The organism is Alcanivorax sp. (assembly GCF_019431375.1).
GTDB lineage: Bacteria > Pseudomonadota > Gammaproteobacteria > Pseudomonadales > Alcanivoracaceae > Alcanivorax > Alcanivorax jadensis_A.
In genome coordinates this window covers 1,323,779-1,344,530 of sequence record NZ_CP080267.1, presented here as the reverse complement: position 1 = coordinate 1,344,530, position 20,752 = coordinate 1,323,779, and the positions used below count along the sequence as shown (strand labels likewise).

General features: G+C 58.9%; 19 protein-coding genes. 10 read left to right on the top strand and 9 right to left on the bottom strand.

The genetic code is table 11. From position 1 onward, the window contains the following. The first annotated feature begins 221 nt into the window (after window positions 1-221). From KZ772_RS06150 to KZ772_RS06135, 4 genes are all read left to right on the top strand, one after another. Window positions 222-1,340, top strand: a complete 1,119-nt coding sequence (locus KZ772_RS06150) for a ferredoxin reductase (RefSeq protein ID WP_290538938.1) — start codon at window positions 222-224, stop codon at window positions 1,338-1,340. A 64-nt stretch (window positions 1,341-1,404) separates the two neighbouring features. Continuing rightward, window positions 1,405-2,562, top strand: coding sequence for an acyl-CoA desaturase (locus tag KZ772_RS06145; protein WP_290538937.1), 1,158 nt, complete (start codon window positions 1,405-1,407; stop codon window positions 2,560-2,562). Between the two features lie 125 nt (window positions 2,563-2,687). Continuing rightward, window positions 2,688-3,707, top strand: a complete 1,020-nt coding sequence (locus KZ772_RS06140) for an AraC family transcriptional regulator (protein WP_290511018.1) — start codon at window positions 2,688-2,690, stop codon at window positions 3,705-3,707. A 161-nt stretch (window positions 3,708-3,868) separates the two neighbouring features. Next, window positions 3,869-4,147 (top strand): hypothetical protein, encoded by a 279-nt coding sequence (locus KZ772_RS06135; RefSeq protein WP_290538936.1) that lies wholly within the window; start codon window positions 3,869-3,871, stop codon window positions 4,145-4,147. 132 nt (window positions 4,148-4,279) lie between these two features. Here the strand turns inward: KZ772_RS06135 and KZ772_RS06130 are convergent, their stop codons facing one another. The 3 genes from KZ772_RS06130 to KZ772_RS06120 form a co-directional block, all read right to left on the bottom strand. Further along, entirely contained in the window at window positions 4,280-5,605 is a 1,326-nt protein-coding gene (locus KZ772_RS06130) for a Na+/H+ antiporter NhaC family protein (protein ID WP_290538935.1), read from the bottom strand. A 143-nt stretch (window positions 5,606-5,748) separates the two neighbouring features. Continuing rightward, window positions 5,749-6,252, bottom strand: coding sequence for an FxsA family protein (locus KZ772_RS06125; protein ID WP_290538934.1), 504 nt, complete (start codon window positions 6,250-6,252; stop codon window positions 5,749-5,751). 56 nt (window positions 6,253-6,308) lie between these two features. Then, on the bottom strand, window positions 6,309-7,223 hold the full coding sequence (locus KZ772_RS06120) for a LysR substrate-binding domain-containing protein (protein WP_290538933.1): 915 nt from the start codon (window positions 7,221-7,223) through the stop codon (window positions 6,309-6,311). A gap of 96 nt (window positions 7,224-7,319) precedes the next feature. Here KZ772_RS06120 and KZ772_RS06115 point away from each other — a divergent pair, with 96 nt between their 5' ends. Continuing rightward, a complete protein-coding gene (locus tag KZ772_RS06115) occupies window positions 7,320-8,237 on the top strand; it encodes a sterol desaturase family protein (protein ID WP_290538932.1) in 918 nt (305 codons plus the stop codon). Window positions 8,238-8,742: 505 nt separating this feature from the next. Here the strand turns inward: KZ772_RS06115 and KZ772_RS06110 are convergent. Continuing rightward, window positions 8,743-10,161 carry a 3-oxoacyl-ACP reductase gene (locus KZ772_RS06110; protein ID WP_290538931.1) on the bottom strand — a complete coding sequence of 473 codons (1,419 nt, stop codon included), beginning with the start codon at window positions 10,159-10,161 and terminating at the stop codon, window positions 8,743-8,745. Between the two features lie 312 nt (window positions 10,162-10,473). Here KZ772_RS06110 and KZ772_RS06105 point away from each other — a divergent pair, with 312 nt between their 5' ends. Next, window positions 10,474-11,760, top strand: coding sequence for an acetyl-CoA C-acetyltransferase (locus tag KZ772_RS06105; protein WP_290538930.1), 1,287 nt, complete (start codon window positions 10,474-10,476; stop codon window positions 11,758-11,760). 150 nt (window positions 11,761-11,910) lie between these two features. Here the strand turns inward: KZ772_RS06105 and KZ772_RS06100 are convergent, their stop codons facing one another. Beyond that, entirely contained in the window at window positions 11,911-12,510 is a 600-nt protein-coding gene (locus KZ772_RS06100; protein ID WP_290538929.1) for a TetR/AcrR family transcriptional regulator, read from the bottom strand. 272 nt (window positions 12,511-12,782) lie between these two features. On the opposite strand from KZ772_RS06100, the gene KZ772_RS06095 reads away from it, so the two are divergent. Beyond that, the gene (locus KZ772_RS06095; RefSeq protein WP_290538928.1) at window positions 12,783-14,801 is read left to right on the top strand and encodes an NADPH-dependent 2,4-dienoyl-CoA reductase; all 2,019 of its coding nucleotides are present in this window, start codon (window positions 12,783-12,785) and stop codon (window positions 14,799-14,801) included. Window positions 14,802-14,902: 101 nt separating this feature from the next. Here the strand turns inward: KZ772_RS06095 and KZ772_RS06090 are convergent, their stop codons facing one another. After that, window positions 14,903-16,156 (bottom strand): NADH:flavin oxidoreductase/NADH oxidase family protein, encoded by a 1,254-nt coding sequence (locus KZ772_RS06090; RefSeq protein ID WP_290538927.1) that lies wholly within the window; start codon window positions 16,154-16,156, stop codon window positions 14,903-14,905. Between the two features lie 99 nt (window positions 16,157-16,255). On the opposite strand from KZ772_RS06090, the gene KZ772_RS06085 reads away from it, so the two are divergent. Next, window positions 16,256-16,591: a metalloregulator ArsR/SmtB family transcription factor gene (locus tag KZ772_RS06085; protein WP_290538926.1), complete on the top strand. Its 336-nt coding sequence runs from the start codon at window positions 16,256-16,258 to the stop codon at window positions 16,589-16,591. Window positions 16,592-16,603: 12 nt separating this feature from the next. Further along, complete coding sequence (locus KZ772_RS06080) at window positions 16,604-17,038, top strand: hypothetical protein (protein ID WP_290538925.1); 435 nt, start codon at window positions 16,604-16,606, stop codon at window positions 17,036-17,038. 35 nt (window positions 17,039-17,073) lie between these two features. Here KZ772_RS06080 and KZ772_RS06075 read toward each other — a convergent pair whose 3' ends face one another. After that, window positions 17,074-17,469, bottom strand: a complete 396-nt coding sequence (locus KZ772_RS06075; RefSeq protein WP_290538924.1) for a TM2 domain-containing protein — start codon at window positions 17,467-17,469, stop codon at window positions 17,074-17,076. 14 nt (window positions 17,470-17,483) lie between these two features. After that, the gene (purT, locus tag KZ772_RS06070; protein ID WP_290538923.1) at window positions 17,484-18,677 is read right to left on the bottom strand and encodes a formate-dependent phosphoribosylglycinamide formyltransferase; all 1,194 of its coding nucleotides are present in this window, start codon (window positions 18,675-18,677) and stop codon (window positions 17,484-17,486) included. Between the two features lie 103 nt (window positions 18,678-18,780). Between purT and tadA the strand changes: the two genes are divergently transcribed. Further along, window positions 18,781-19,233 (top strand): tRNA adenosine(34) deaminase TadA, encoded by a 453-nt coding sequence (tadA, locus tag KZ772_RS06065; RefSeq protein WP_290538922.1) that lies wholly within the window; start codon window positions 18,781-18,783, stop codon window positions 19,231-19,233. Window positions 19,234-19,404: 171 nt separating this feature from the next. On the opposite strand, the gene KZ772_RS06060 is transcribed toward tadA, so the two are convergent. Further along, a complete protein-coding gene (locus tag KZ772_RS06060; RefSeq protein ID WP_290538921.1) occupies window positions 19,405-20,562 on the bottom strand; it encodes an OmpA family protein in 1,158 nt (385 codons plus the stop codon). Between the last annotated feature and the right edge of the window lie 190 nt (window positions 20,563-20,752).

The following is a 20,752-nucleotide window of genomic DNA, read 5'->3' as shown; positions in this document are numbered from 1 at the left end:
GCAGGAAAATGCCGGGGTGCTGGCGGGCGTTATGCGCCAACAGACCCTGAAAATACGCTGTAAATTCTCCTCGTTGTGAGCCCGTGATGCAACTGGTACGAAAAAAACATGTGTAACTGCATGATAATGCAAGCATTTACAAAATTAAGTGTACAGGTGTTGACTCAAATGGTGAGTCTATGAATAATGCGTACAACTGTTCACTTACAGGGATGAACCCAATGAACGCAATGACACAGACCTCCAGCCGTTTTCAGCAAGGCCTGACCCGCCTGCTGCAGTCCCGCGTGGCGGATATTCTTTCCTATCCCCATGGCGTTGACCGTTATCTGGAAGTGTTCAATCCGCTGTGGTCCGTTAATGAGGTGCGCGCCAAGGTGGAAGCCGTGCGCTACCTGACCGAAGACAGCGTGACCTTGACCCTGCGCCCCAATCACAACTGGGAAGGCTTTACTCCCGGTCAGTTCGTGCAGCTTTCCGTCACCATCAACGGCAAGCGCCAGACCCGCTGCTATTCTCCGGCCAACTCCCTGCACCGTGCCGACGGTTGCATCGAGTTGACCGCCAAAGTGCACGCCAACGGCTTTGTTTCCCGCCATCTGCGTGAACAGCTGAGTGTTGGCGATGTGGTGCTGCTGTCCCAGGCGGATGGCGAATTCGCGCTGCCGGAACAGCGCCCGGAGCAGGTGCTGCTGATCAGTGGCGGCAGCGGTATCACCCCGGTGATGTCCATGCTGCGCACCCTGTGTGACGAAGGCTTCAGCGGCCCGATCACCTTCCTGCATTACGCCAACAGCGCCGCCGACATGATCTACGCCAGCGAGCTGGACGAGATTGCGCGGGCTCATGACAACGTGACTCTGGTGCGCTGCTTCAATGATGAGGGTGAACAGGGTGAACTGTCTGGCCTGTTTTCCCGTGAACATTTGTACATTGCTGCGCCGGAATTTGCACAGGCAACCACTTTTCTGTGTGGCCCGCCGCCGATGATGGCTGCGGTGGAAAAAGTCTGGGAAGAGGACGGTCTGGCAGAGCGCCTGCACAAGGAGCAGTTCACCCTGGCCGCACCGCAGATCGAAAGCGACAGTGCCGAAGGCGAAGTGCGTTTCGTGCAGAGCGAGAAAATGGCCATCAATAATGGTGCCACCTTGCTGGAGCAGGCGGAGTCCGCCGGGCTGACCCCGGAATCCGGTTGCCGCATGGGTATCTGTCACGCCTGTACCTGTCGCAAGACGGCCGGTGAAGTGCGCGATATCCGCACCGGTGAGATCACCAGTGGCGAAGAAGACATTCAAATTTGCGTCAGCGTGCCGGTGGGCACGGTGACACTCGACATCTAAACGGATTCACCCAAACCGAAGCGTCCTGAGACGAACCTTCAAACCGGGTTTAAGGAGAAAGCACATGAGTATTTTCAGTAACTTGAGCGCCGAACAATTCGAGACCATTGGCCAGGAACTGGATGCCATCCGTAATCGTGAAATGGCTGACCTGGGCGAAGAAGATGCTAACTACATCCGCACCCTGATCAAGCGTCAGCGTCGCCTGGAAGTTGCCGGTCGTGGCCTGCTGATGGCGGGTTTCCTGCCGCCGGCATGGCTGGCCGGTGTGGCCTGTCTGTCCGCCTCCAAGATCCTGGACAACATGGAAATCGGTCATAACGTGATGCACGGCCAGTACGACTGGATGGGTGACCCTGCCATTAACTCCAAGGTTTTTGACTGGGACAACACCTGCACCAACACGGCCTGGAAGCAGACCCACAATTTCGAGCACCACACGTTCACCAACGTGCTCGACAAGGACCATGACATTGGTTACGGCATCCTGCGCATGTCGGAAGACCAGGAGTGGGAGCCCCGCTTCCTGTTCAACCCGATCCTGGCAGGCATCCTGGCCACCTTCTTCCAGCACTTTGTGGCGGTACAAAGCCTCAAGCTGGAGGACTACCTGATCTACAAGACCAAGACCAAGGAAGAGGTAAAGGCCGAGTTCAAGCCGACCTGGAAGAAGATGCGTAAGCAGCTGGTCAAGGACTACCTGCTGTTCCCGGCCCTGGCGGGTCCGTTCGCTCCCTTCGTGTTCGCCGGTAACATGGCGGCCAATGTGGCGCGCAACCTGTGGTCTTCCCAGGTGATCTACAACGGTCACTTCCCGGAAGAGGTGGAGCAGTTCCCGGAATCCGTGATCGAGAACGAGACCCGCGGCCAGTGGTATGTGCGCCAGCTGCTGGGCTCGGCCAACTTCGAAGGCGGTCGTCTGATGCATGTGATGAGCGGCAACCTGAGCTTCCAGATCGAGCATCACCTGTTCCCCGATCTGCCGGCTCACCGTTACGCCCGGATTGCTCCCGAAGTCCGTGCCATCTGTGAAAAGCATGGCCTGCCGTATAACACCGGCTCCTTCGTGAAGCAGTCCCTGAGCGTCTGGAAGCGGATTTTCAAACTGTCTCTGCCCAGCAAAACCGAAGGCGGCAGCAAGAATGGCCCGCTCAATGGTTTGCGCGCCAAAGTGGTATCCCTGACACGTGAACCTGAGTCAGAGACCCGCAAGGCTGCCTGATTGCCCGAAGGTGGTCTGATCTCCTGGTTCGGGCCGGTCCTGCGCTGGTTCCGGCCCTGCCATCCTTATGCTACTCTCAGTCGATCTGAGAGTAGCTTTTTTTATTTGGGGACAAGGCAGAACGCATGGCAGAAATGACAGATTCCGGTGTGCTGTTGCGAATGGCCTACAAGGCCATGATTAACGCCGGTATTGATGCCGATGCCGTGTTGGCAGAAGTCGGTCTCGACAAATCCATCCTTCAGGTACCGGACCTGCGTACGCCCCATGACGCCCAGGAATGGTTCTGGCAGGCCCTGGAGAAAGTGTCCGGTGATGAACACATCGGCCTGCATCTGGGTGAGCATATTCCAGTCTACAAAGGCCAGGTGCTCGAATACCTGTTCCTTTCCAGCCCCACCTTTGGCGAAGGCCTCAAGCGAGCTCTGGATTACCAGCGTCTGCTGTCCGACGCCGCCCAGGGGGAGTTGTTTGAAGAAGGCGACCGTGTCTTCCTCAAACAGATGATCTGGAGCAAACGCCTCAGCCATCTCAACGAATGCATGATGATGGGCGTGATCAAATTTTTCCGCTTTGTTACCGACGGCGCCTTCGAGCCGCTGGAAGTGCACTTTGGCCATACCCGCCATGCAGACAAACAGGAATACGAGCGCCTGTTCGATTGCCCGGTGAAATTCGACATGCCGAGCATTGGCATGTACTTCGATGCCCGGGTCATGAATTTGCCGTCTGCCCATCATGAGCCGGAACTGCTGCACCTGCACGAACAGCTCGCCAGTGAGCAGGTGGCCCGCCTGGAAAAGCAGGACCTGGTGGCCCAGGTCAATCGGTTGATCGGTGAGCTGCTGGAATCCGGCCATGCCAACCTGGAAGAAGTGGCCGAGCGCCTGGGTATAAAGGCCCGTCAGTTACGGACTCGCCTTGCGGATGCTGGCACCAACTTCAACCAGCTGGTCGCTGATTATCGTTGCCGCCTGGCCAAACGTCTTCTTGCCGGTACCGAGGAATCCATCGATGAAATCGTTTATCTTACCGGCTTCTCGGAACCGTCCACGTTTTACCGGGCTTTCAAACGCTGGGTCGGCATGACTCCGATTGAGTACCGCAAGTTGAAGGCGGAAGAAGACGCGGCGGAGAACAGTTGAGCGTTGCGAGTTGAAAGGTGAAAGTAAAAGAAAGGCGCCAGTGGCGCCTTTTTGCGATTTATCGTAGAAATATTTTCACGCGTCACCATGCAGTGGCGCCGTTATTCTTCGCCTCACCGGCTTGTGGGGTATCCATCAAAACGTGTAATCGGTGTTAACCAGTGAAAGAGTCTCTGCGCAAGGTTTTCTCCCCCATTCTCACCCCTTTCGAGTCTGGTGATGACAGCTATGCCTATCGCCCCTCGCATCGAAAAATTCTGATTGTGGTCGGTACCTTGTTTCTGGTGCTTGCCACCGGGGCCCTGGCGGCAACGCTGGTGGCTGAGCTGTATGGCGGGCTGATTCCCGTCGCTGTTTTCCTGGCGGTAGGTCTGGTGTGTGAAGTGGTGGGCCTGTTGGGCAGTGACAAGGCGGTGGCCCGGATGTGGAAGAGCAAGTAATCCGGTTCTGGCAGACTTTGCCAAGCCTTTGAAGCTTTGTTCGCAAGGCGAAAAGAGGCCAGTCAAAAAGCGATCCCCGAAAAGTTCGCCTTGCGCGCAAGGCGCCAACGGTCAAGTAGGCGGACTCTCTATTCAGAGCAGCATGGCGGCTAGCCAGCCTGCGGCGATCAGCGGCAGGTTGTAATGCACAAAGGTGGGAATCACCGTATCGCGGATATGGTCGTGTTGCCCATCCGCATTGAGGCCGGCGGTGGGCCCTAGCGTCGAGTCCGAGGCCGGTGAGCCGGCGTCACCCAGTGCGGCCGCACTGCCAACCAGGGCGGCGGTTGCCAGCGGGGAGAAGCCCAACGCCAGGCAGAGCGGCACATACAGGGTGGTGATGATGGGAATGGTGGAGAACGACGAGCCAATCCCCAGTGTCACAAACAGGCCGAGCAGCAATAGCAGCGCCGCCGCTAACGGTGGGCTTTGCAGGCCACTGGTCACACTTTCCACCAGTAACGGTACCTGTCCGCTGGCGCTGACCACGGCGGCATAGCCGTTGGCAGCAATCATGATAAAGCCGATCAGGGACATCATTTTTACGCCCTGGGTAAAGGCATCCTGGGATTCCCGCCAGGGCACTACACCCCCCGCTGTAAACACCAGAAACCCGACCAATGCTCCGAGAATAATGGAGTCGCTGTAAAGCTGTAGTGCGAGGGCAGCGGCCAGGGCGATGGCGGCGACAATGACGTTGCGGGGGGAAAGCGAGGCGTGTTGTTCTTCGCCCGGCAGTTCAACCGGCCGGTAGTCGCGGGGCTTGCGATAGCGGATGAACGCCAGGATCAAGCCCACCACCATGCCCGCAGCGGGCAGCAGCATGGCCAGTGGCAGCTCCCCTTTGGGAATCTCCAGGCCCGCTTTTGCCAGGCTGGGGCCGAGCTGGGTATGCAGAAAAATACTGCCGAAGCCCACCGGCAATACCATGTAGGGGGTGATCAACCCGAAGGTGAGAACACAGGCGGCCAGTCGCCGGTCCAGTCGTAACTGGTGCATCACTTCCAGCAACGGTGGCACCAGGATCGGGATAAAGGCGATATGAATGGGTACCAGGTTCTGGCTCATGATGGCGGCGGCCAGCAGCACCGTGAGCAGCAGAGTTCGAATCAGGCGCAGCTGGTCCGGGGCCGGGGTGCGGCCCAGCCGGGCGATAATCCGTGCGGCTAGCCATTCGGTGATGCCGGAGCGGGCGATGGCCACCGCAAAGGCGCCGAGCAGGGCATAGCTCAGGGCAATATTGGCGCCGCCACCCAGACCATCGCCAAAGGCAGACAGGGTACTTTCCAGATCCAGGCCGCTACCCATTCCCGCCACCAGCGCCGCGCACAGCAGCGCAAGCACCACATTCATCCGCGCAATGCTCAGGCCCATGAGCAGAATCACGGACCAGACGATCGGGTTGAGTAACGGGCTCATGGCGCCTCCGCCGGGCGGGCTGGGTCGGTTGAAAGGCGCGGAGTTTAGCAGGGGTGGGGGAGGGCGTGCGAACCGGCAGAACCGTCGATGCACCGGGTTAAACATGTCACCTCAGGCGCCAGGCGATTTCCCCGACGTCGTGGTTAGCGTTCGTCGGTGCGGTGGGCTTCCCCGTCGATGGTCACATTGCCATCGTTGTCCCGGCGAGGTGGCTGCTGGAACGGGTTGGGGCCCTGTCGGGTGTAGCTGGTGTAAGTGAAGCCGCCGCCTTGCATGGTGGTGAAACCCTGCAGGGTGCCTTTTTCGACGACTTTGCGGGCCATGGCGCGGCGGGAGCCTGGCAGTAGCAGGGCGAAGCCCACCGCATCGGTGATGAAGCCCGGGGTGATCAGCAGGGCGCCGCCGAGCAGCAGCATGATGCCTTCCACCATTTCCTGGCCGGGCATGTCGCCCTGTTGCATGCGCTGGTTCAGGCGCACCCAGGTCTCCAGCCCCTGGCGGCGAAACAGGTAGCTGCCCAGCAGGGCGGTGACCACGGTGGCGACGATGGTGACCGGCCAGCCGATCATGCCGGCTACCTTGGCCAGTACCAGCACTTCCAGCAGGGCGAAAGCGAAGATGAAGAAGAAAATGCGACCGAAACCCATGGGGCGTCCTGTTTTGGCGTATATGCCTACTAAGATGGTGATAGTGAGACAGGGATTCAAGGGGCAGGTTCAGTGGCCACGGAATCGGTCAGTTGCTGGCGCAGCCAGCGATGGGCGGGATCCCTGTCCAGGGCGGCGGGCCAGACCATGTAAACGGGTACCGGCGGCACGGCGACCGGGAAGGGCAAGACCTGCAGTTGCAGGGCGTCGGCATAGTGGTGGGCCAGGCGCTGCGGCACGGTGGCTATCATGTCCGACCGGGCGCTGACGGCGAGCATGCTGGCAAACTGGGTAACCTTGGCGCCGGCACGTCGTTGCCAGCCGGGGGCATTGAGAATCAGGTCCAGCGGCAGGCGCCGGTTACGCTCCGGCAGCACCACATGTTCGGCTTTCAGAAAGCGGGATTTGCTGCAACGACCCTGTATCTGCGGATGTCCCCGGCGTGCCACTACCACCAGATTCTCCTCCAACAGCACCTTGCGGTGCAGTCGGCTGTCTTCAGGGACGAACGAATCCACGGCCAGGTCGGCATGGGCCTTGTGCAGGGCGTCGGCCATGCCATCGCCGGCAGGAGCAATCTCCAGCATCACATCCGGCGCCTGGTGGCGTATTCGCTGCAGCAACGGTGGCAGCAGCACCATCTCGAAGTAATCCAGGCTGAGCAGGCGGAACTGGCGCCGGCTGCTGGCCGGATCAAAGCGGTTGCCCGGATCCAGCGAGTCCCGCAGGGATGCCAGTTGTGGGGCAAGTCGCTGATGTAGCTCGCGCGCCCTGGGGGTGGGCACCATGCCCTGGCGGGTGCGCACGAAGAGATCGTCGTCCAGGGTGTGGCGAAGGCGCTGCAGTGCCGCACTGATGGCGGGTTGGCTCATCCCCAGCTGGTCTGCGGCCCGGGACAGCTGCCCGGCTTCCATGATGGCATCGAAGACCGGCAGCAGGTTCAGGTCGATACTGCGTAAATTCAGTTTCATGGATATTACTTATATCAAATATCAACTGGGAAAAGGAATACGCGCTGTCTATTTTCTGGGGTGTGCGCAACAACACGCTCAAACCGGAGAATAACAATGGACCAGCAACTTACCGCCGTGGTGACGGCATTTATTATTCTGACAGCGATCTGGGAAGTGGTAGCCGGCCGCACCCGAGACGGCAAGAAGACCCGGCAGGACTGGAAAATCGCCTTCCTTGCCACCCTGATGATGGTGGTAGTGCAGCGCCCGCTGGTGTTATTGCTGCTGACCCTGGGGTTATCAGGCCTGTTCCCCGGCAGTGCTGGCTCGCTGGCCTGGCTGGAAGAGCAGTATTTCCTGCCGACGCTGATCGCTTTCTTCTGCATTGAAGAGTTCATTCATGGCTCGTTTCACCTGTTCGCCCATAGCCGCCGGCCGAATAACCGCTTGCTGCAATGGGTGCAGGCGTTCTACAAGATGAGCCATCGCCCCCACCATCTGGCAGGTGGCCAGGACAACAAGGGGCAGCTGTCAGTGACCCAGACCTTTGTGAATGGCTGGGCCTGGTGGCTGATCATGCCGAATTACACCTTCCAGCTGGTGTGTCTGTATCTGGGCCTGGTGGAGGTGTTCCTGGTGGGCACGGCCATCAAGGGTATCTGGGCGGCCCAGACCCATGTGAACTGGAACTGGGATCTCTATTTCCATAATCACAAGTGGGCCTGGGTGCGCAAAACCATGTGGGCGCTGGCCCATGTGCTGACCTTCCCGACCCAGCATCATCATCACCATTCCCGTGGCCCCAATTCCGCCAAGAACGTGACTTCCACGCTGGCGATTTACGACTGGCTGATCTTCGGCACCCTGGCCATCGAGAAGGAAAAACCCCAGACCTACGGCTGGCGCCAGAAAGATGACGAGGCCAGCAGCGTGCTCAAGCGTTATTTCTTCTGGGACGTGCGCCAGTACATGCCCGGAGGGGCCGCGAAAGCGAAAAAGAAGAGTGAAGACAAATTGGCGAAAGCGGCCTGAGCGCCTCCGCGCTGATGTTGTAGCGTCTCGTTGCGGGAGAGCACGGGATCTTTCAGGCCCTGCCGGGTAATAGCCCGGCGGGGCTTTCTTATTCAGTTGCGAGTGACGAGCAGCGAGTTGCTAAAAGATAAAACCGGAGACCGGATACGCCAGGATGTCTACGACGATCTTGTTGGTGGTGGGCCTTTGCTACTGCATATCTGTGAAACCGCTGTAGGAGCTCCTCTTGAGGGGCGAACCGAGCGAAGCGAGGCGGCAGACACATCCGTTCCCGCACTCTTTTCTAAAAGCTGTCGAGCCTTGAAGCGCCTGATCATCCTTCGGATGATTTCCGCGTTCACACACGGTTCGCCCCTCAAGAGGAGCTCCTACAGCGGCTATCGTTGATAGATTGGGAGTACAACCCACAAACAAAAAAGCCGCACCTTGCGGCGCGGCTCTTTTGTGGATCCTGTGGCGAAAACCTCAAACCGTGTTGTAGCTTGAGGCTTGCAGCTGGTGGCTGTTACGCACCCAGCAGCATCTGACCACAGACACGTACCACGTTGCCGGTCAGACCCTGAGAGGCCGGGCTGGCAAAGAAGGCGATGGTTTCAGCCACGTCTACCGGCTGGCCGCCCTGGTTCATGGCGTTCATGCGACGACCCGCTTCACGGATGGTGAAGGGGATGGCGGCGGTCATCTGGGTTTCGATGAAGCCCGGGGCCACGGCATTGATGGTGATGCCTTTCTCGGCGTACTCGTCCTTGTAGGCGTCGACCATGCCGATCACGGCGGCCTTGGAGGCGCCGTAGTTGGTCTGACCCAGGTTGCCAGCGATACCGGCGATGGAGCTGATGGAAATGATGCGGCCACCTTTGCCCATGCCGCCGTCGGCCAGCAGTTTCTCGTTGATGCGCAGCTGGCTGGCGATGTTGATGTTCAGCACCATGTCCCAGAATTTCTCCGGCATGTTGCCCAGCATCTTGTCGCGGGTAACGCCGGCATTGTGCACGACCACGTCGTAGCCGCCGATTTCCTTCGCCTTGGCGGCGATGGTGGCCGGGGCCTCGTCAGCGGTGATGTCCAGTTCCAGGGTATCGCCACCGATCTGCTCGGCCACCTGGTTCAGGTCGTCAGCCATGGGCGGGATATCCAGCACGGTCACGGTAGCGCCGTCACGGGCCAGGACTTCGGCGATCGCCGCACCGATACCGCGGGAGCCACCGGTGACCAGGGCTTTCTTGCCGGCCAGCGGCTTGTCCCAGTCAAACTTGGCAGCCTTGAAGCCAGCTTCGGTGGCGCGAACTACCTGGCCGGATACGTAGGCGGATTTCGGCGACAGGAAGAAGTGCAGGGGAGAGGCCAGCTGCGCTTCTGCGCCTTCGTCCACGTACACCAGCTGGGCGGTGGCGCCTTTCTTGATTTCCTTGCCCACGGAGCGGGTGAAACCTTCCAGGGCACGCTGGGCCACACGGGCGGCGCCAGTCTGTTTTTCCGGGGTGCGGCCGATGACCACAACGCGGGCACATTTTTCCAGCTTGCGGATTACCGGGTGGAAGAATTCCCACAGGGCTTTCAGCTCATCCGGGTTCTGAATGCCGGTGGCGTCGAAGACCAGGCCCTTGAACTTGGCATCGTCTTCGCGGCTGGCGGTGTAGTTGTCCGCGCTCACGCCCAGCTTGCCGGCTTTCTTCTGCAGCTCGGTGGCGTTGCCGGTGTTGGCCAGCACCGCGACCTGGGCTTCCGGGGCCCCTTTCAGGGTCGCCAGGACGGTATCGATACCGGTGGAACCGTTGGCGGCACCCACCAGCACGCGGCCCTTGATGAAGGAAGCCTGGCCCGGCTGCCAGCGCTCGAGAATGACCGGAATAGGGAGGTTGATTGCGCCAAACAGCGCCTTGCCCATAGAGGAATTGGCAATCGCCTGATAGGTATCGCTCATGATCCTGTCCTTTGCCATCAGAAGATGAATGTGTCTGGTTACATTAGTGCAACCAGAGCGGGTTTAAAGAGGTGCTGCGGAATGAAGTGCCAAAATCAGACTTCTTTCGTAGGGCATGAGGATCAGCCCTGTCGCACACTGGCGCGTATTGAATCACTGCAATGTGGCGGGTGTATTGACCGGCGCCGGTAGTCAAACAGGCGTTTGAGCCAATGAGGCCGTGCCGGTTGCGGGTAGACTGCGCCCATTCGAGTGAATACTGTAGCGTTTTCACGCTGTCGTTGCTCACCGCCATCTTTAGAGGACATGACTATGCTGGCAGGTAAAGCCGTACGTAAGGTTGCCATTATCGGCGGTAACCGTATCCCGTTCGCCCGTTCCAACTCCGCTTATATTGATACCAGCAACCAGGACATGCTGACTGCTGCCATCGACGGTCTGGTGGATCGTTTCAAGCTGCACGGCGAGAAAATCGACGAAGTGGCTGCCGGTGCAGTGATGAAGCACGCCCGTGACTTCAACCTGGTGCGTGAATCCGTACTGGGTTCCAAGCTGGCCCCGGAAACCCCGGCCTATGACCTGCAGCAAGCCTGCGGCACCGGCCTGGAAGCGGCCATCCTGGTAGCCAACAAGATTGCGCTGGGTCAGATCGATTGCGCCATCGCAGGTGGTGTGGACACCACCTCTGATGCGCCCCTGGGCGTCAACGAAGAAGCCCGCAAGGTATTCATGGCCCTGAACCGTGCCAAGACCAACGGCGAGCGCGCCAAGCTGGGCCTGAAGCTGCTCAACCCGAAATCCCTGATGCCCGACATCCCCAAGAACGGCGAGCCGCGCACCGGCCTGTCCATGGGTGAGCACCAGGCGATCACCGCCAAAGAGTGGGGCATTGCCCGCGAAGACCAGGATGAGCTGGCGTGGAAATCCCACCAGAACCTGGCCAAGTCCTATGAAGATGGCTGGCAGGATGACCTGATCACCCCGTTCAAGGGTCTGGAGCGCGATAACAACATGCGCGGCGATTCCACCCTGGAAAAACTGGCTACCCTGAAGCCTTGCTTCGGCGGCCCGGACGGCACCATGACCCCGGCCAACTCCACCCCGCTGACCGACGGTGCCTCCACGGTACTGCTGGCCACCGAAGAGTGGGCCAAAGAGCGTGGCCTGCCGGTACTTGCCTACCTGACCATCGGTGAAGCTGCTGCCGTGGACTTTATCGGCAAGAAAGAAGGCCTGCTGATGGCTCCGGCCTACGCCGTGCCGAGCATGTTGGACAAGCTGGACCTGACCCTGCAGGACTTCGATTTCTACGAAATCCACGAAGCCTTTGCGTCCCAGGTACTGTCTACCCTGAAAGCCTGGGAAGACGAGACCTTCTGCAAGGAAAAACTGGGTCGCAAGAAAGCACTGGGCAGCATCGACCGTAGCAAGCTGAACGTGAAAGGCTCCTCTCTGGCAGCCGGTCACCCGTTCGCTGCCACCGGTGGCCGTATCATCGCCAATGCCGCCAAACTGCTGAACGAAAAAGGCTCCGGCCGCGCACTGATTTCCGTGTGTGCCGCTGGCGGTCAGGGCGTGGTGGCGATTCTCGAGAAGTAATCGCTGGCATGGCTCAAAAAAACCGGCCTTCGGGCCGGTTTTTTTATGCCTGTAGAATGCGGGAGAGGGGCAGTCCGGTCTTCTTGATATGGGGGCTGTTGCATTGCGTACTTGAAACGGTGCCCTGAAGCGGGCGTTTCGCTGGTTGGACTAAGGTCGTGACAGGGCCGCCATGATCAAGGCGATGGACTGCTCGCTGACCACTTCCATGTCCTCCCGGTTGACGTAGACGCCGTCAATCAACAATCGGCAAATGCCATGGATTGTTGCCCAACTGGCCTGGGCTACACGCAGCGGGTCGGTATCTGAGGGAAGTCTTCCTTTCAGTTGGCTGCCCAGTTTCTCGGCATAATTGCGGAAGCTGCGGTAGGCCACCGCCTTCAGTTCCTCGGTGGGTTCCCCGCTTTTCCAGATGGTGCGCCCGAACATCAGCTCATACTGTTCCGGGTGTTCGGTGGCAAAGCGAAGGTACTCGCGGACAAAGTGCTGAATCCGTTCTTTCGAACCTTCCCCCTGCAATTGCCGGCCGATCATTTCGTCCAGTTGACTGAACGCCTGGGTCGCCAGGGCGCAGAGCAGGGCATTCTTGTCACGGAAGTGATGGTAGGGAGCGGTGCGCGAGACCCCGGCCCGTTCTGCCAGTTTGCGCAGGGACAGGCCATCAATGCCTTCCTCGTCCAGCAGCCGGTTGGCTTCCCGGAGCAGGGTGGAATGCAGGTCGCCGTGGTGGTAACGGGCGGGTCGTGACATGGTAAATCCAGTGGCAAGTTGAAAGTGGCAAGTTACAACGCGCTGAAAGCAAGGCAGCAGACGAGCCGCCGGTGACGCGAACAAAGTTGGTTTGGTCGCGGGTAGGGTGGTGCAGATTACTGCCACACAGATGCCGCGTTGACACTTTCAACTTGTAACTTGCCAGGGTAGTTTCAGCAATAATCTTGACAGTGTCAAAATAAGCCATTAACTTGACGCCGTCCAGATAATTAACGCGTAGCCATCTTTGGTGACGATACGGAGCCTACACCATGACAGCCGACCGCTATTCCAACCTGCTTTCCCCTTTGGATCTGGGCCATACCCAGCTCAAGAACCGGGTCATCATGGGGTCCATGCATACCGGGCTGGAAGACCGTTTCTGGCAGTTTCCCAAGCTGGCAGCCTATTTTGCCGAGCGCGCCCGTGGCGGTGTTGGCCTCATTGTTACCGGCGGCTTCAACCCCAACAAGAAGGGCTGGTTCTATCCGTTTTCCGGGCTGTTCAACAGCCGTTTCGACGTGATGAACCACCGCAAGGTCACCGATGCGGTGCACCGGGAAGGGGGCAAGATTGCCCTGCAGGTGCTCCATGCCGGCCGCTATAGCTATCACCCGTTCTCCCGGTCTGCCTCGGCTATCAAGAGCCCGATCAACCCGTTCAAGCCCAAGGCCATGTCCACCAAAGAGGTGGAGCAGACGGTGAAGGATTTTGCCCACACCGCCTACCTGGCCAAGAAGGCCGGTTACGACGGCGTGGAAATCATGGGTTCCGAAGGCTACCTGATTAACCAGTTCACCGCGCCGCGCACCAACAAGCGCAAGGACAAGTACGGCGGCAATGCGGAAAACCGTCGTCGCTTCCCGGTGGAAATCGTCCGCGAAACTCGCAAGCGTTGTGGTGACGATTTCATCATCATGTTCCGTATGTCGGTGATTGATCTGGTGCCGGAAGGCTCCACTCGTGAAGAAGTGCTTGATCTGGCCAGGGAGCTGGAAGCAGCCGGTGCCAGCCTGCTGAACTCCGGTATCGGTTGGCACGAGGCTCGGGTACCTACCATCGTGACTTCTGTGCCCCGGGCCGCCTTCGCCGAAGCCACCCGTCAGGTAAAAGAGGTGGTATCCATTCCGGTGGTGGCCTCCAACCGCATCAACGACCCGGACGTGGCAGAAGAGATTCTCAAGAGCGGTCAGGCAGATGCGGTGTCCATGGCTCGCCAGTTGCTGGCGGACCCGGAATTCGTGAAGAAGGCCGAGCAGGGCAAGGCGGATGAGATCAACACCTGCATCGCCTGTAACCAGGCCTGTCTGGATCACACCTTCCAGCTCAAGCGGGCGTCCTGTCTGGTCAATCCCCGTGCCTGTCACGAAACCGAACTGTTGTACCTGCGCACTGCCAAGCCGAAGAAGGTGGCGGTGGTCGGCGCTGGCCCGGCGGGCCTGTCCTGTGCCACGGTGGCAGCAGAACGGGGTCATGATGTCACCCTGTTTGATCAGGCCGGCGAGATCGGTGGCCAGTTCAATATGGCCAAGGTGATCCCGGGCAAGGAAGAGTTCCACAACACCATCCGCTATTTCGGCAAGCGTATCGAAAACACCGGCGTGACCCTGAAGCTCAACACCCGGGTGGAAGTGGCGGACCTGCAGGCACAGGGCTTTGACGAAATCGTTATCGCCACCGGTGTGTTGCCGCGTACGCCGGGTATCCCCGGCATTGACCATCCCAAGGTGCTGTCCTACGTGGATGTACTGCGTGGCAAGGCCCAGGTGGGTGAAAAAGTGGCGGTAATCGGTGCCGGTGGTATCGGTTTCGATGTGTCCGAGTTCCTGGCCGAGCATCCCCGTGATGGCGAGCAGCCTTTACCGGAATGGATGAAGGAGTGGGGCGTGGACATGGATAGCGATGCCCGAGGTGGCCTGGTGGAGCCGGAGGTGGAAAAACCCGCCCGGCAGATCACCCTGCTGCAGCGCAAGCCGACGCCGCTGGGCAAGGATCTGGGCAAGACTTCCGGCTGGGTACATCGCGCCACTCTGAAATCCCGCAACGTGGACATGTTGAAAGGTTGCAGCTACGAGAAAATCGATGACGCTGGCCTGCATATCAAGATCGGTGAGGAAAGCCGGGTCCTGGATGTGGACCACGTGGTGATCTGTGCCGGTCAGGAATCCCTGCGCGAGCTGTATCAGGAAGAGGCGAAAAACTTCCACCTGATCGGCGGCGCCGACCTGGCCGCAGAGCTAGACGCCAAGCGTGCCATTCGTCAGGGCGCTGAGGTGGCCGCCGCCCTTTAAGGAATGCCGCTCCTACAAAAAAAGCCCTTGCCGGGGGAAACCCGGCAAGGGCTTTTTCATTTTTCGCTATTAACTGTTCACTGTTAACTATTCATTGCCTTTCAACTGTTTGCCCGCAACAGCCGGGTCTTGAAGCTGCCAATCCCCATCTCGGTGATCACCTTGAATAACGACAGCAGTACACTCTCATCCGGTTTCGGGTCCTGCCCCTTGCCCATGCGATGCAGCTGACGGGAAAACCAGGAGACTTCCATCATGGCCATTTCGTCGATCATCTTAATGCCTGTCTTGCGCGGTGTAACCCGGCTGATGACGCCTTCCTGCCCGCCAAGAATGCGATTGGCCAGGTCCGGTTCCACCGCCAGGGGGCGGGCAATACCGACCAGGTCGGTGGCGCCGCTTTCCACGGCTTGTGCCATGGCCTGGGCCGAGCGGAAGCCGCCGGTGACCATCAGTGGTGTGGATACCCGCTGGCGAATGGCCTGGGCGTAATCGAGGAAATAAGCTTCTCGTTTAACGGTGCTTTCGCGCACGCCCCTGGCGCCGGCCATGGCCGGGTTTTCGTAGTTGCCGCCGGAAATCTCCAGCAGATCCAGACCTTCATTGGCCAAGGTTTCCGCTACGGTCATGGATTCTTCTTCGGTGAAACCGCCACGCTGGAAGTCCGCAGAGTTGAGCTTGATGCTGACCGGATAATCCGGGCCAACGGCATCACGGATGGCGCGATAGATCTCCAGCGGAAAACGCATGCGGTTTTCCAGGGAACCACCCCATTTGTCAGTGCGGCGGTTGTGGTGGCCGGACAGGAACTGGCTGACCAGATAGCCGTGGGCACCATGGATCTGTACGCCGGTAAAGCCGGCTTTTTTCGCCAGGGCCGAGCTGGTAGCAAAGCGGCGGATGATGTCGAAAATCTCGTCCTCAGTGAGCGCTCGGGGCGTCTTGAAGGCGCTCTTGAGCTCCTTGCCGAAGGGCACGGCAGAGGGGGCCAGGGTGTCACCGCTGGCGAGCATGCGGGGGATCTGTTTGCCCGGATGATTGAGTTGTACCCAGATATCATTGCCCTGGCTCTTGCCAGCATCGGCCCAGCGTTTCAGCAGGGCCATGTCACGTTCATCTTCCAGTACCACGTTACGGGGCTCGCCGGTGTGGTTGCGGTCAATCATGATGTTGCCGGTAATCAGCAGACCGGTGCCGCCCTGGGCCCAGCGGCCATAGAGCCGCTCCAGCGCCGGGGTGACATGATTATCAATGGTGCCCAGCGCTTCGCTCATGGCAGATTTGGCGAAGCGGTTCTTCAGCGATATTCCGCAGGGCAGAGCCAGTGATTGCCCGAGAGTGTCTGCGTGGCTCACGATTGTCCTCCAGTGACCTGTGCAGGTCCGCATCTGTATAGTTTGATGATGGTCAAACTATAAGTTAGTTTTATACCCGTCAAACTATTTTGTGGGGAGGTGCCGGTTTTGGCACGGAAAGACATATCGGAGAGTTCGGCGGATCAGTTGGCAGCGGCCTTTCGTGCCCTGTCCAACCCTAACCGCTTGCGTATCTATCAAGTGATCCTGGAACACTGCCGTGCCCATGGCCATGCGGATCTGGCGAAAGTCCCGGCGGGCTGTGCCTTCGGGGATTTCATGCAGCGTCTCAATATTGGTGCCCCCACAGTATCCCATCATGTCCGTGAACTGGCCGAGGCCGGGCTTATCCGGGTTGAGCGGGAAGGGCGTCGACGTTATTGCCATGCCCAGCCGCAAATGCAGGCCACCCTGGCGCATTTTTTCGAACTATAGGGAGAGAGCAGAATGACAGCAGACCAATGGGCGTTGTGGGGTTGCGGTATTTACTTTCTGACGGGGCTGCTGACCGGGGTGTGGAAGTACTGGCAAGTGGCCAACAGTGAAAAGGGCAGGGCACATTACTACGTGGATGTGGCGCACCGGGCCAGCCTGATGTACGCGTTTGCCTGCCTGGTACTGGAGCGGTTTGCGTTGCTCAGTGTCTGGGACGACTGGATCAATACTCTGGCGGTGCTGGCAAACGTGGTGTTTTTTGGCCTGGCCATTGGCAGCTATATTCTCCACGGCTTTCTGCAGGACACCCGTAACCAGTTGCAGCGGCCCCACCGTCTCGGTGGTGGCAGTGTGCCGGCGCTGGCCATGTCCACCTTCATGGTGTCGCTGATCGTGGCCGAGGTGGGTGGTTTCGCGGTGCTGTTTGCCGGGTTTGTGATGCGTTGACGCCGCGCCCGTGATGGGCGTGGCGTCTGCCGGGTTCAGGCCAGGCGGTTTTTCTCGGTGATCTGGCCGTTGAGAGTCCAGAAGTCGTAGAGAATACCGAGCCCGAACAGCCCGGCTGTGAGAAGGTAGATGATGCCGGTGATCACCTTGCCCATGTAAAAGCGGTGAATACCGAAAATGCCCAGGAAGGTAAGCAGAATCCAGCCGATGTTGTAATCGATGCTGCCGGGTTCGTAGCGTTCGTCAGCTGCATCGTCCATGCCTGGAATCAGGAACAGATCGATGATCCAGCCGATAAACAGCAATCCCAGGGTAAAGAACCAGATGGTGCCGGTGATCTGGCGGCCATAGTAAAAACGGTGGGCGCCCATGAAACCGAAAATCCAAAGCAGATAGCCGATCACCTTGCTGTGCGTGTCTGGGTTTTGCATTGTTATTATCCTCGTTAAAGATCGACTTTCAGAGCCGCACTGGCGGCATTGGCCTTGTCCCGCGCTTGCTGTATGGATTCGCCTCTGGCCAGGGCGACACCCAGGCGGCGGCTGCCTTTCACTTCCGGTTTGCCGAACAGGCGCACTTCCGTTTCCGGTTGGGCCAGCGCCTTGTCCAGGCCACTGTAACGCATTTCGCTGGATTCACCTTGCACCAGCAGTACCGAGGAAGCGCTGGGTCCGCGTTGTTGGATATCCGGAATCGGCAGACCCATAATAGCACGGGCATGAAGCGCGAATTCCGACAGGTTTTGCGACAGCAAGGTGACCAGTCCGGTGTCATGGGGGCGGGGAGAGACCTCGCTGAAGTAGACCTGATCCCCCTTGATAAACAGCTCTACACCAAAAATGCCCATGCCGCCCAGGGCTTCGGTGATGGCACCGGCAACCTCTTTAGAGGCCTGCAGGGCTTTTTCGCTCATGGGCTGTGGCTGCCAGGATTCCTGATAATCGCCGTTTTCCTGGCGGTGGCCGATGGGGGCGCAGTAAGTGGTGGCATAGCTGGTGCCATCCCGGTGGCGCACGGTCAGCAGGGTGATTTCATAATCGAAATCCACGAAGCCTTCCACGATCACCCGGCCCTGGCCGGCGCGGCCACCGGACTGGGCGTAGTCCCAGGCGGTCTGGATATCCGTTTCGGTTTTCACCGTGCTCTGGCCCTTGCCGGAGGAGCTCATTACTGGCTTCACCACACAGGGCAGGCCGATCTCGGCAACGGCCTGCTGATATTCCTCCAGGGTTTCCGCAAAGCGGTAAGGGGAGGTGGGCAGGGATAGTTCTTCCGCTGCCAACCGGCGAATGCCTTCGCGGTTCATGGTCAGCTGTGCTGCCCGGGCGGTGGGCACTACGGTAAAGCCCTCGCTTTCCAGCTGAACCAGCTCGTCGGTGGCGATGGCTTCGATCTCCGGCACGATCAGTGCCGGCTTTTCCTGTTCCACCAGTTGGCGCAGGGCGGCACCATCAAGCATGTTGATGACGTGGCTGCGCTGGGCCACCTGCATGGCAGGTGCGTGATCATAGCGGTCCACGGCGATCACTTCGCAGCCATAACGGATCAGTTCGATGGCCACTTCCCGGCCCAGTTCGCCGCTGCCCAACAGCATGACGCGGGTGGCGGTGTCGGTAAAAGGTGTGCCGATGGATGTCATAACAGCTCTCAATTCGGTTGATGGCATGATTGTAACGAAATGGGGTGCTGGTGCTAGGGCTTGCTGGGACATACCATTGCCGCGCAACCAACAGGATAAAACCATGAACGACGAAATCTGGATGCAGCGGGCGCTGGAGCTGGCCCGGCAGGGGGCCGAGGTGGGCGAAGTGCCAGTGGGGGCGGTGCTGGTTCGTGATGACCAGGTGCTCGGTGAGGGCTTCAATCAACCCATTACCGCCCATGATCCCACCGCCCATGCCGAGGTGGTGGCGTTACGTGCCGCTGCGGATGCCGAGCAGAATTACCGGTTACCGGGCAGCACCCTGTACGTGACGCTGGAGCCCTGCACCATGTGTTTTGGTGCCCTGGTCCATGCCCGTGTGGCGCGATTGGTGTACGCGGCCAGTGAGCCCCGTGCCGGCGTCTGCGTCAGCCAGCTGCAGTTACCGCAGGTGGATTTCTATAACCACAAGTTGCTGGTGGAAGGTGGGCTGATGGAGGCGGAGAGTGCGGCCATGCTGAAGGCGTTTTTCGCGGCTCGCCGCAAGGGGTGAGGTGTGGGTAGGGTGCACTGAGCCTAAGGCGAACTGCACCATTCAAACGCCGGGGTGTGCAAGTTCGCTTAGGCTCAGTGCACCCTACGGTTTCGGACAGGTTTGAGAGTTTCGTGAGCATAAAAAAAGGGCCGGCAAATGCCGGCCCTTTTTTTCGTTCAGGAAACGCTCTTATTCGTACTGAGCTTCCTGGGTAGTGGCCTTCATGATGGCTTCTACGCGACGGTTTTCCGCGCGGCCTTCACTGGTGCCGTTGTCGGCGATCGGCTTCTCTTCGCCGTAGCCAACGGTGCTGATGCGGTCAGTGCTGATGTTGAACTCTTCCACCAGAACTTTCTTCACAGCGTCAGCACGCTTCTGGGACAGAGACTTGTTGTAGCTCGCTGCGCCAGTGCTGTCGGTGTGACCTTCCAGTATCAGATCGGCGGAAGGATACTTGCGCATCTCTTCAGCCAGACGCTCCAGCTCAGGGTAGGAAGTCTGACGGACCTCAGCCTTGTCCAGGCCGAATTCAACGTACAGGGTTTCCTTCACGTCTTTTTCCAGGTACTTCTGGCAGCCCTTGTCGTCTACCAGTGCGCCTGCCGGGGTATCCGGGCATTCGTCGGCACTGTTGACTACGCCGTCACCGTCGTCGTCCAGTTCACAGCCGGTGGCATCAACCTGGGCGCCAGCCGGGGTGTTGGCACACTGATCGCGATCATCAGGTACGCCGTCACCGTCGCTGTCGGTTACCACGTTCTCAACCACCGGAGCCGGCTCTTCTTTCTTCTCGGACGCACCGATCAGGAAGTTCAGGCCAGCATAGACTTCTGCGTCCCAGCGCTCGGTGCGGAAGCTGTAGTAGGGACGAGCGCCCACGTCCAGCAGGAAGTGCGGGTGCAGCATGGTCTGGAAACCGGTTTCCAGGGTACCGATGGTTTCCTTGAAGTCGTCGGAGCTGTCGCTGGTCGGCTCGGTACGGAACTCACCAGCACCGATACCAACGTAGGGTTCGAATGCGGAGTTGCCGGCAAAGTGCTTGCGCAGGCTACCGTGAGCAATGTTGATGTCCGCGTCGCCAAGCAGGTCGGTGTTGGAGTTGTTACGCTCCCACCAGCCCTGGAAGGACCAATCGCGGTTGAAACGGTAACCCATCTGGGCACCGGGAAGGGTAACTTCATTTTCAGAAGTGTTTTGGTCGTAGTGATCACCGATGTCGATCCAGTTCTCACTGATGTGACCACCGAAGTAGAAATAACGCTCGGGGATTTCGTCAGCAGTGACCGCAGTGGTCGCAGTGACGGATGCGCAAGCAATACTCGCCGCCAAAAAATGTTTAGCGTTCATAAGCTCCTTCCTTGTTTTGTCCAAATAGGCAGTACAAACACGAGGTCAGTGTTGGGCAGCCTGTCTCCCATGTAAATCCTCACATGACAGATTAATAAAAAAATTTACAAATATGGAAATTGTTTGGTAGCGGGAGGTCTTTTTTTTGTAATTATCTAGTGTAAAAGCATTACGTTATATTTTTTTAGTA

Excerpts from the sequence above, each read along its gene's own strand:
- KZ772_RS06105 (WP_290538930.1), top strand. The coding sequence starts at position 10,474 with ATGCTGGCAGGTAAAGCCGTACGTAAGGTTGCCATTATCGGCGGTAAC.
- KZ772_RS06120 (WP_290538933.1), bottom strand. The coding sequence starts at position 7,223 with ATGAAACTGAATTTACGCAGTATCGACCTGAACCTGCTGCCGGTCTTC.
- KZ772_RS06115 (WP_290538932.1), top strand. The coding sequence starts at position 7,320 with ATGGACCAGCAACTTACCGCCGTGGTGACGGCATTTATTATTCTGACA.
- tadA (WP_290538922.1), top strand. The coding sequence starts at position 18,781 with ATGAACGACGAAATCTGGATGCAGCGGGCGCTGGAGCTGGCCCGGCAG.
- KZ772_RS06150 (WP_290538938.1), top strand. The coding sequence starts at position 222 with ATGAACGCAATGACACAGACCTCCAGCCGTTTTCAGCAAGGCCTGACC.
- purT (WP_290538923.1), bottom strand. The coding sequence starts at position 18,677 with ATGACATCCATCGGCACACCTTTTACCGACACCGCCACCCGCGTCATG.
- KZ772_RS06125 (WP_290538934.1), bottom strand. The coding sequence starts at position 6,252 with ATGGGTTTCGGTCGCATTTTCTTCTTCATCTTCGCTTTCGCCCTGCTG.
- KZ772_RS06100 (WP_290538929.1), bottom strand. The coding sequence starts at position 12,510 with ATGTCACGACCCGCCCGTTACCACCACGGCGACCTGCATTCCACCCTG.
- KZ772_RS06140 (WP_290511018.1), top strand. The coding sequence starts at position 2,688 with ATGGCAGAAATGACAGATTCCGGTGTGCTGTTGCGAATGGCCTACAAG.
- KZ772_RS06130 (WP_290538935.1), bottom strand. The coding sequence starts at position 5,605 with ATGAGCCCGTTACTCAACCCGATCGTCTGGTCCGTGATTCTGCTCATG.
- KZ772_RS06060 (WP_290538921.1), bottom strand. The coding sequence starts at position 20,562 with ATGAACGCTAAACATTTTTTGGCGGCGAGTATTGCTTGCGCATCCGTC.
- KZ772_RS06080 (WP_290538925.1), top strand. The coding sequence starts at position 16,604 with ATGACAGCAGACCAATGGGCGTTGTGGGGTTGCGGTATTTACTTTCTG.
- KZ772_RS06075 (WP_290538924.1), bottom strand. The coding sequence starts at position 17,469 with ATGCAAAACCCAGACACGCACAGCAAGGTGATCGGCTATCTGCTTTGG.
- KZ772_RS06110 (WP_290538931.1), bottom strand. The coding sequence starts at position 10,161 with ATGAGCGATACCTATCAGGCGATTGCCAATTCCTCTATGGGCAAGGCG.
- KZ772_RS06145 (WP_290538937.1), top strand. The coding sequence starts at position 1,405 with ATGAGTATTTTCAGTAACTTGAGCGCCGAACAATTCGAGACCATTGGC.
- KZ772_RS06095 (WP_290538928.1), top strand. The coding sequence starts at position 12,783 with ATGACAGCCGACCGCTATTCCAACCTGCTTTCCCCTTTGGATCTGGGC.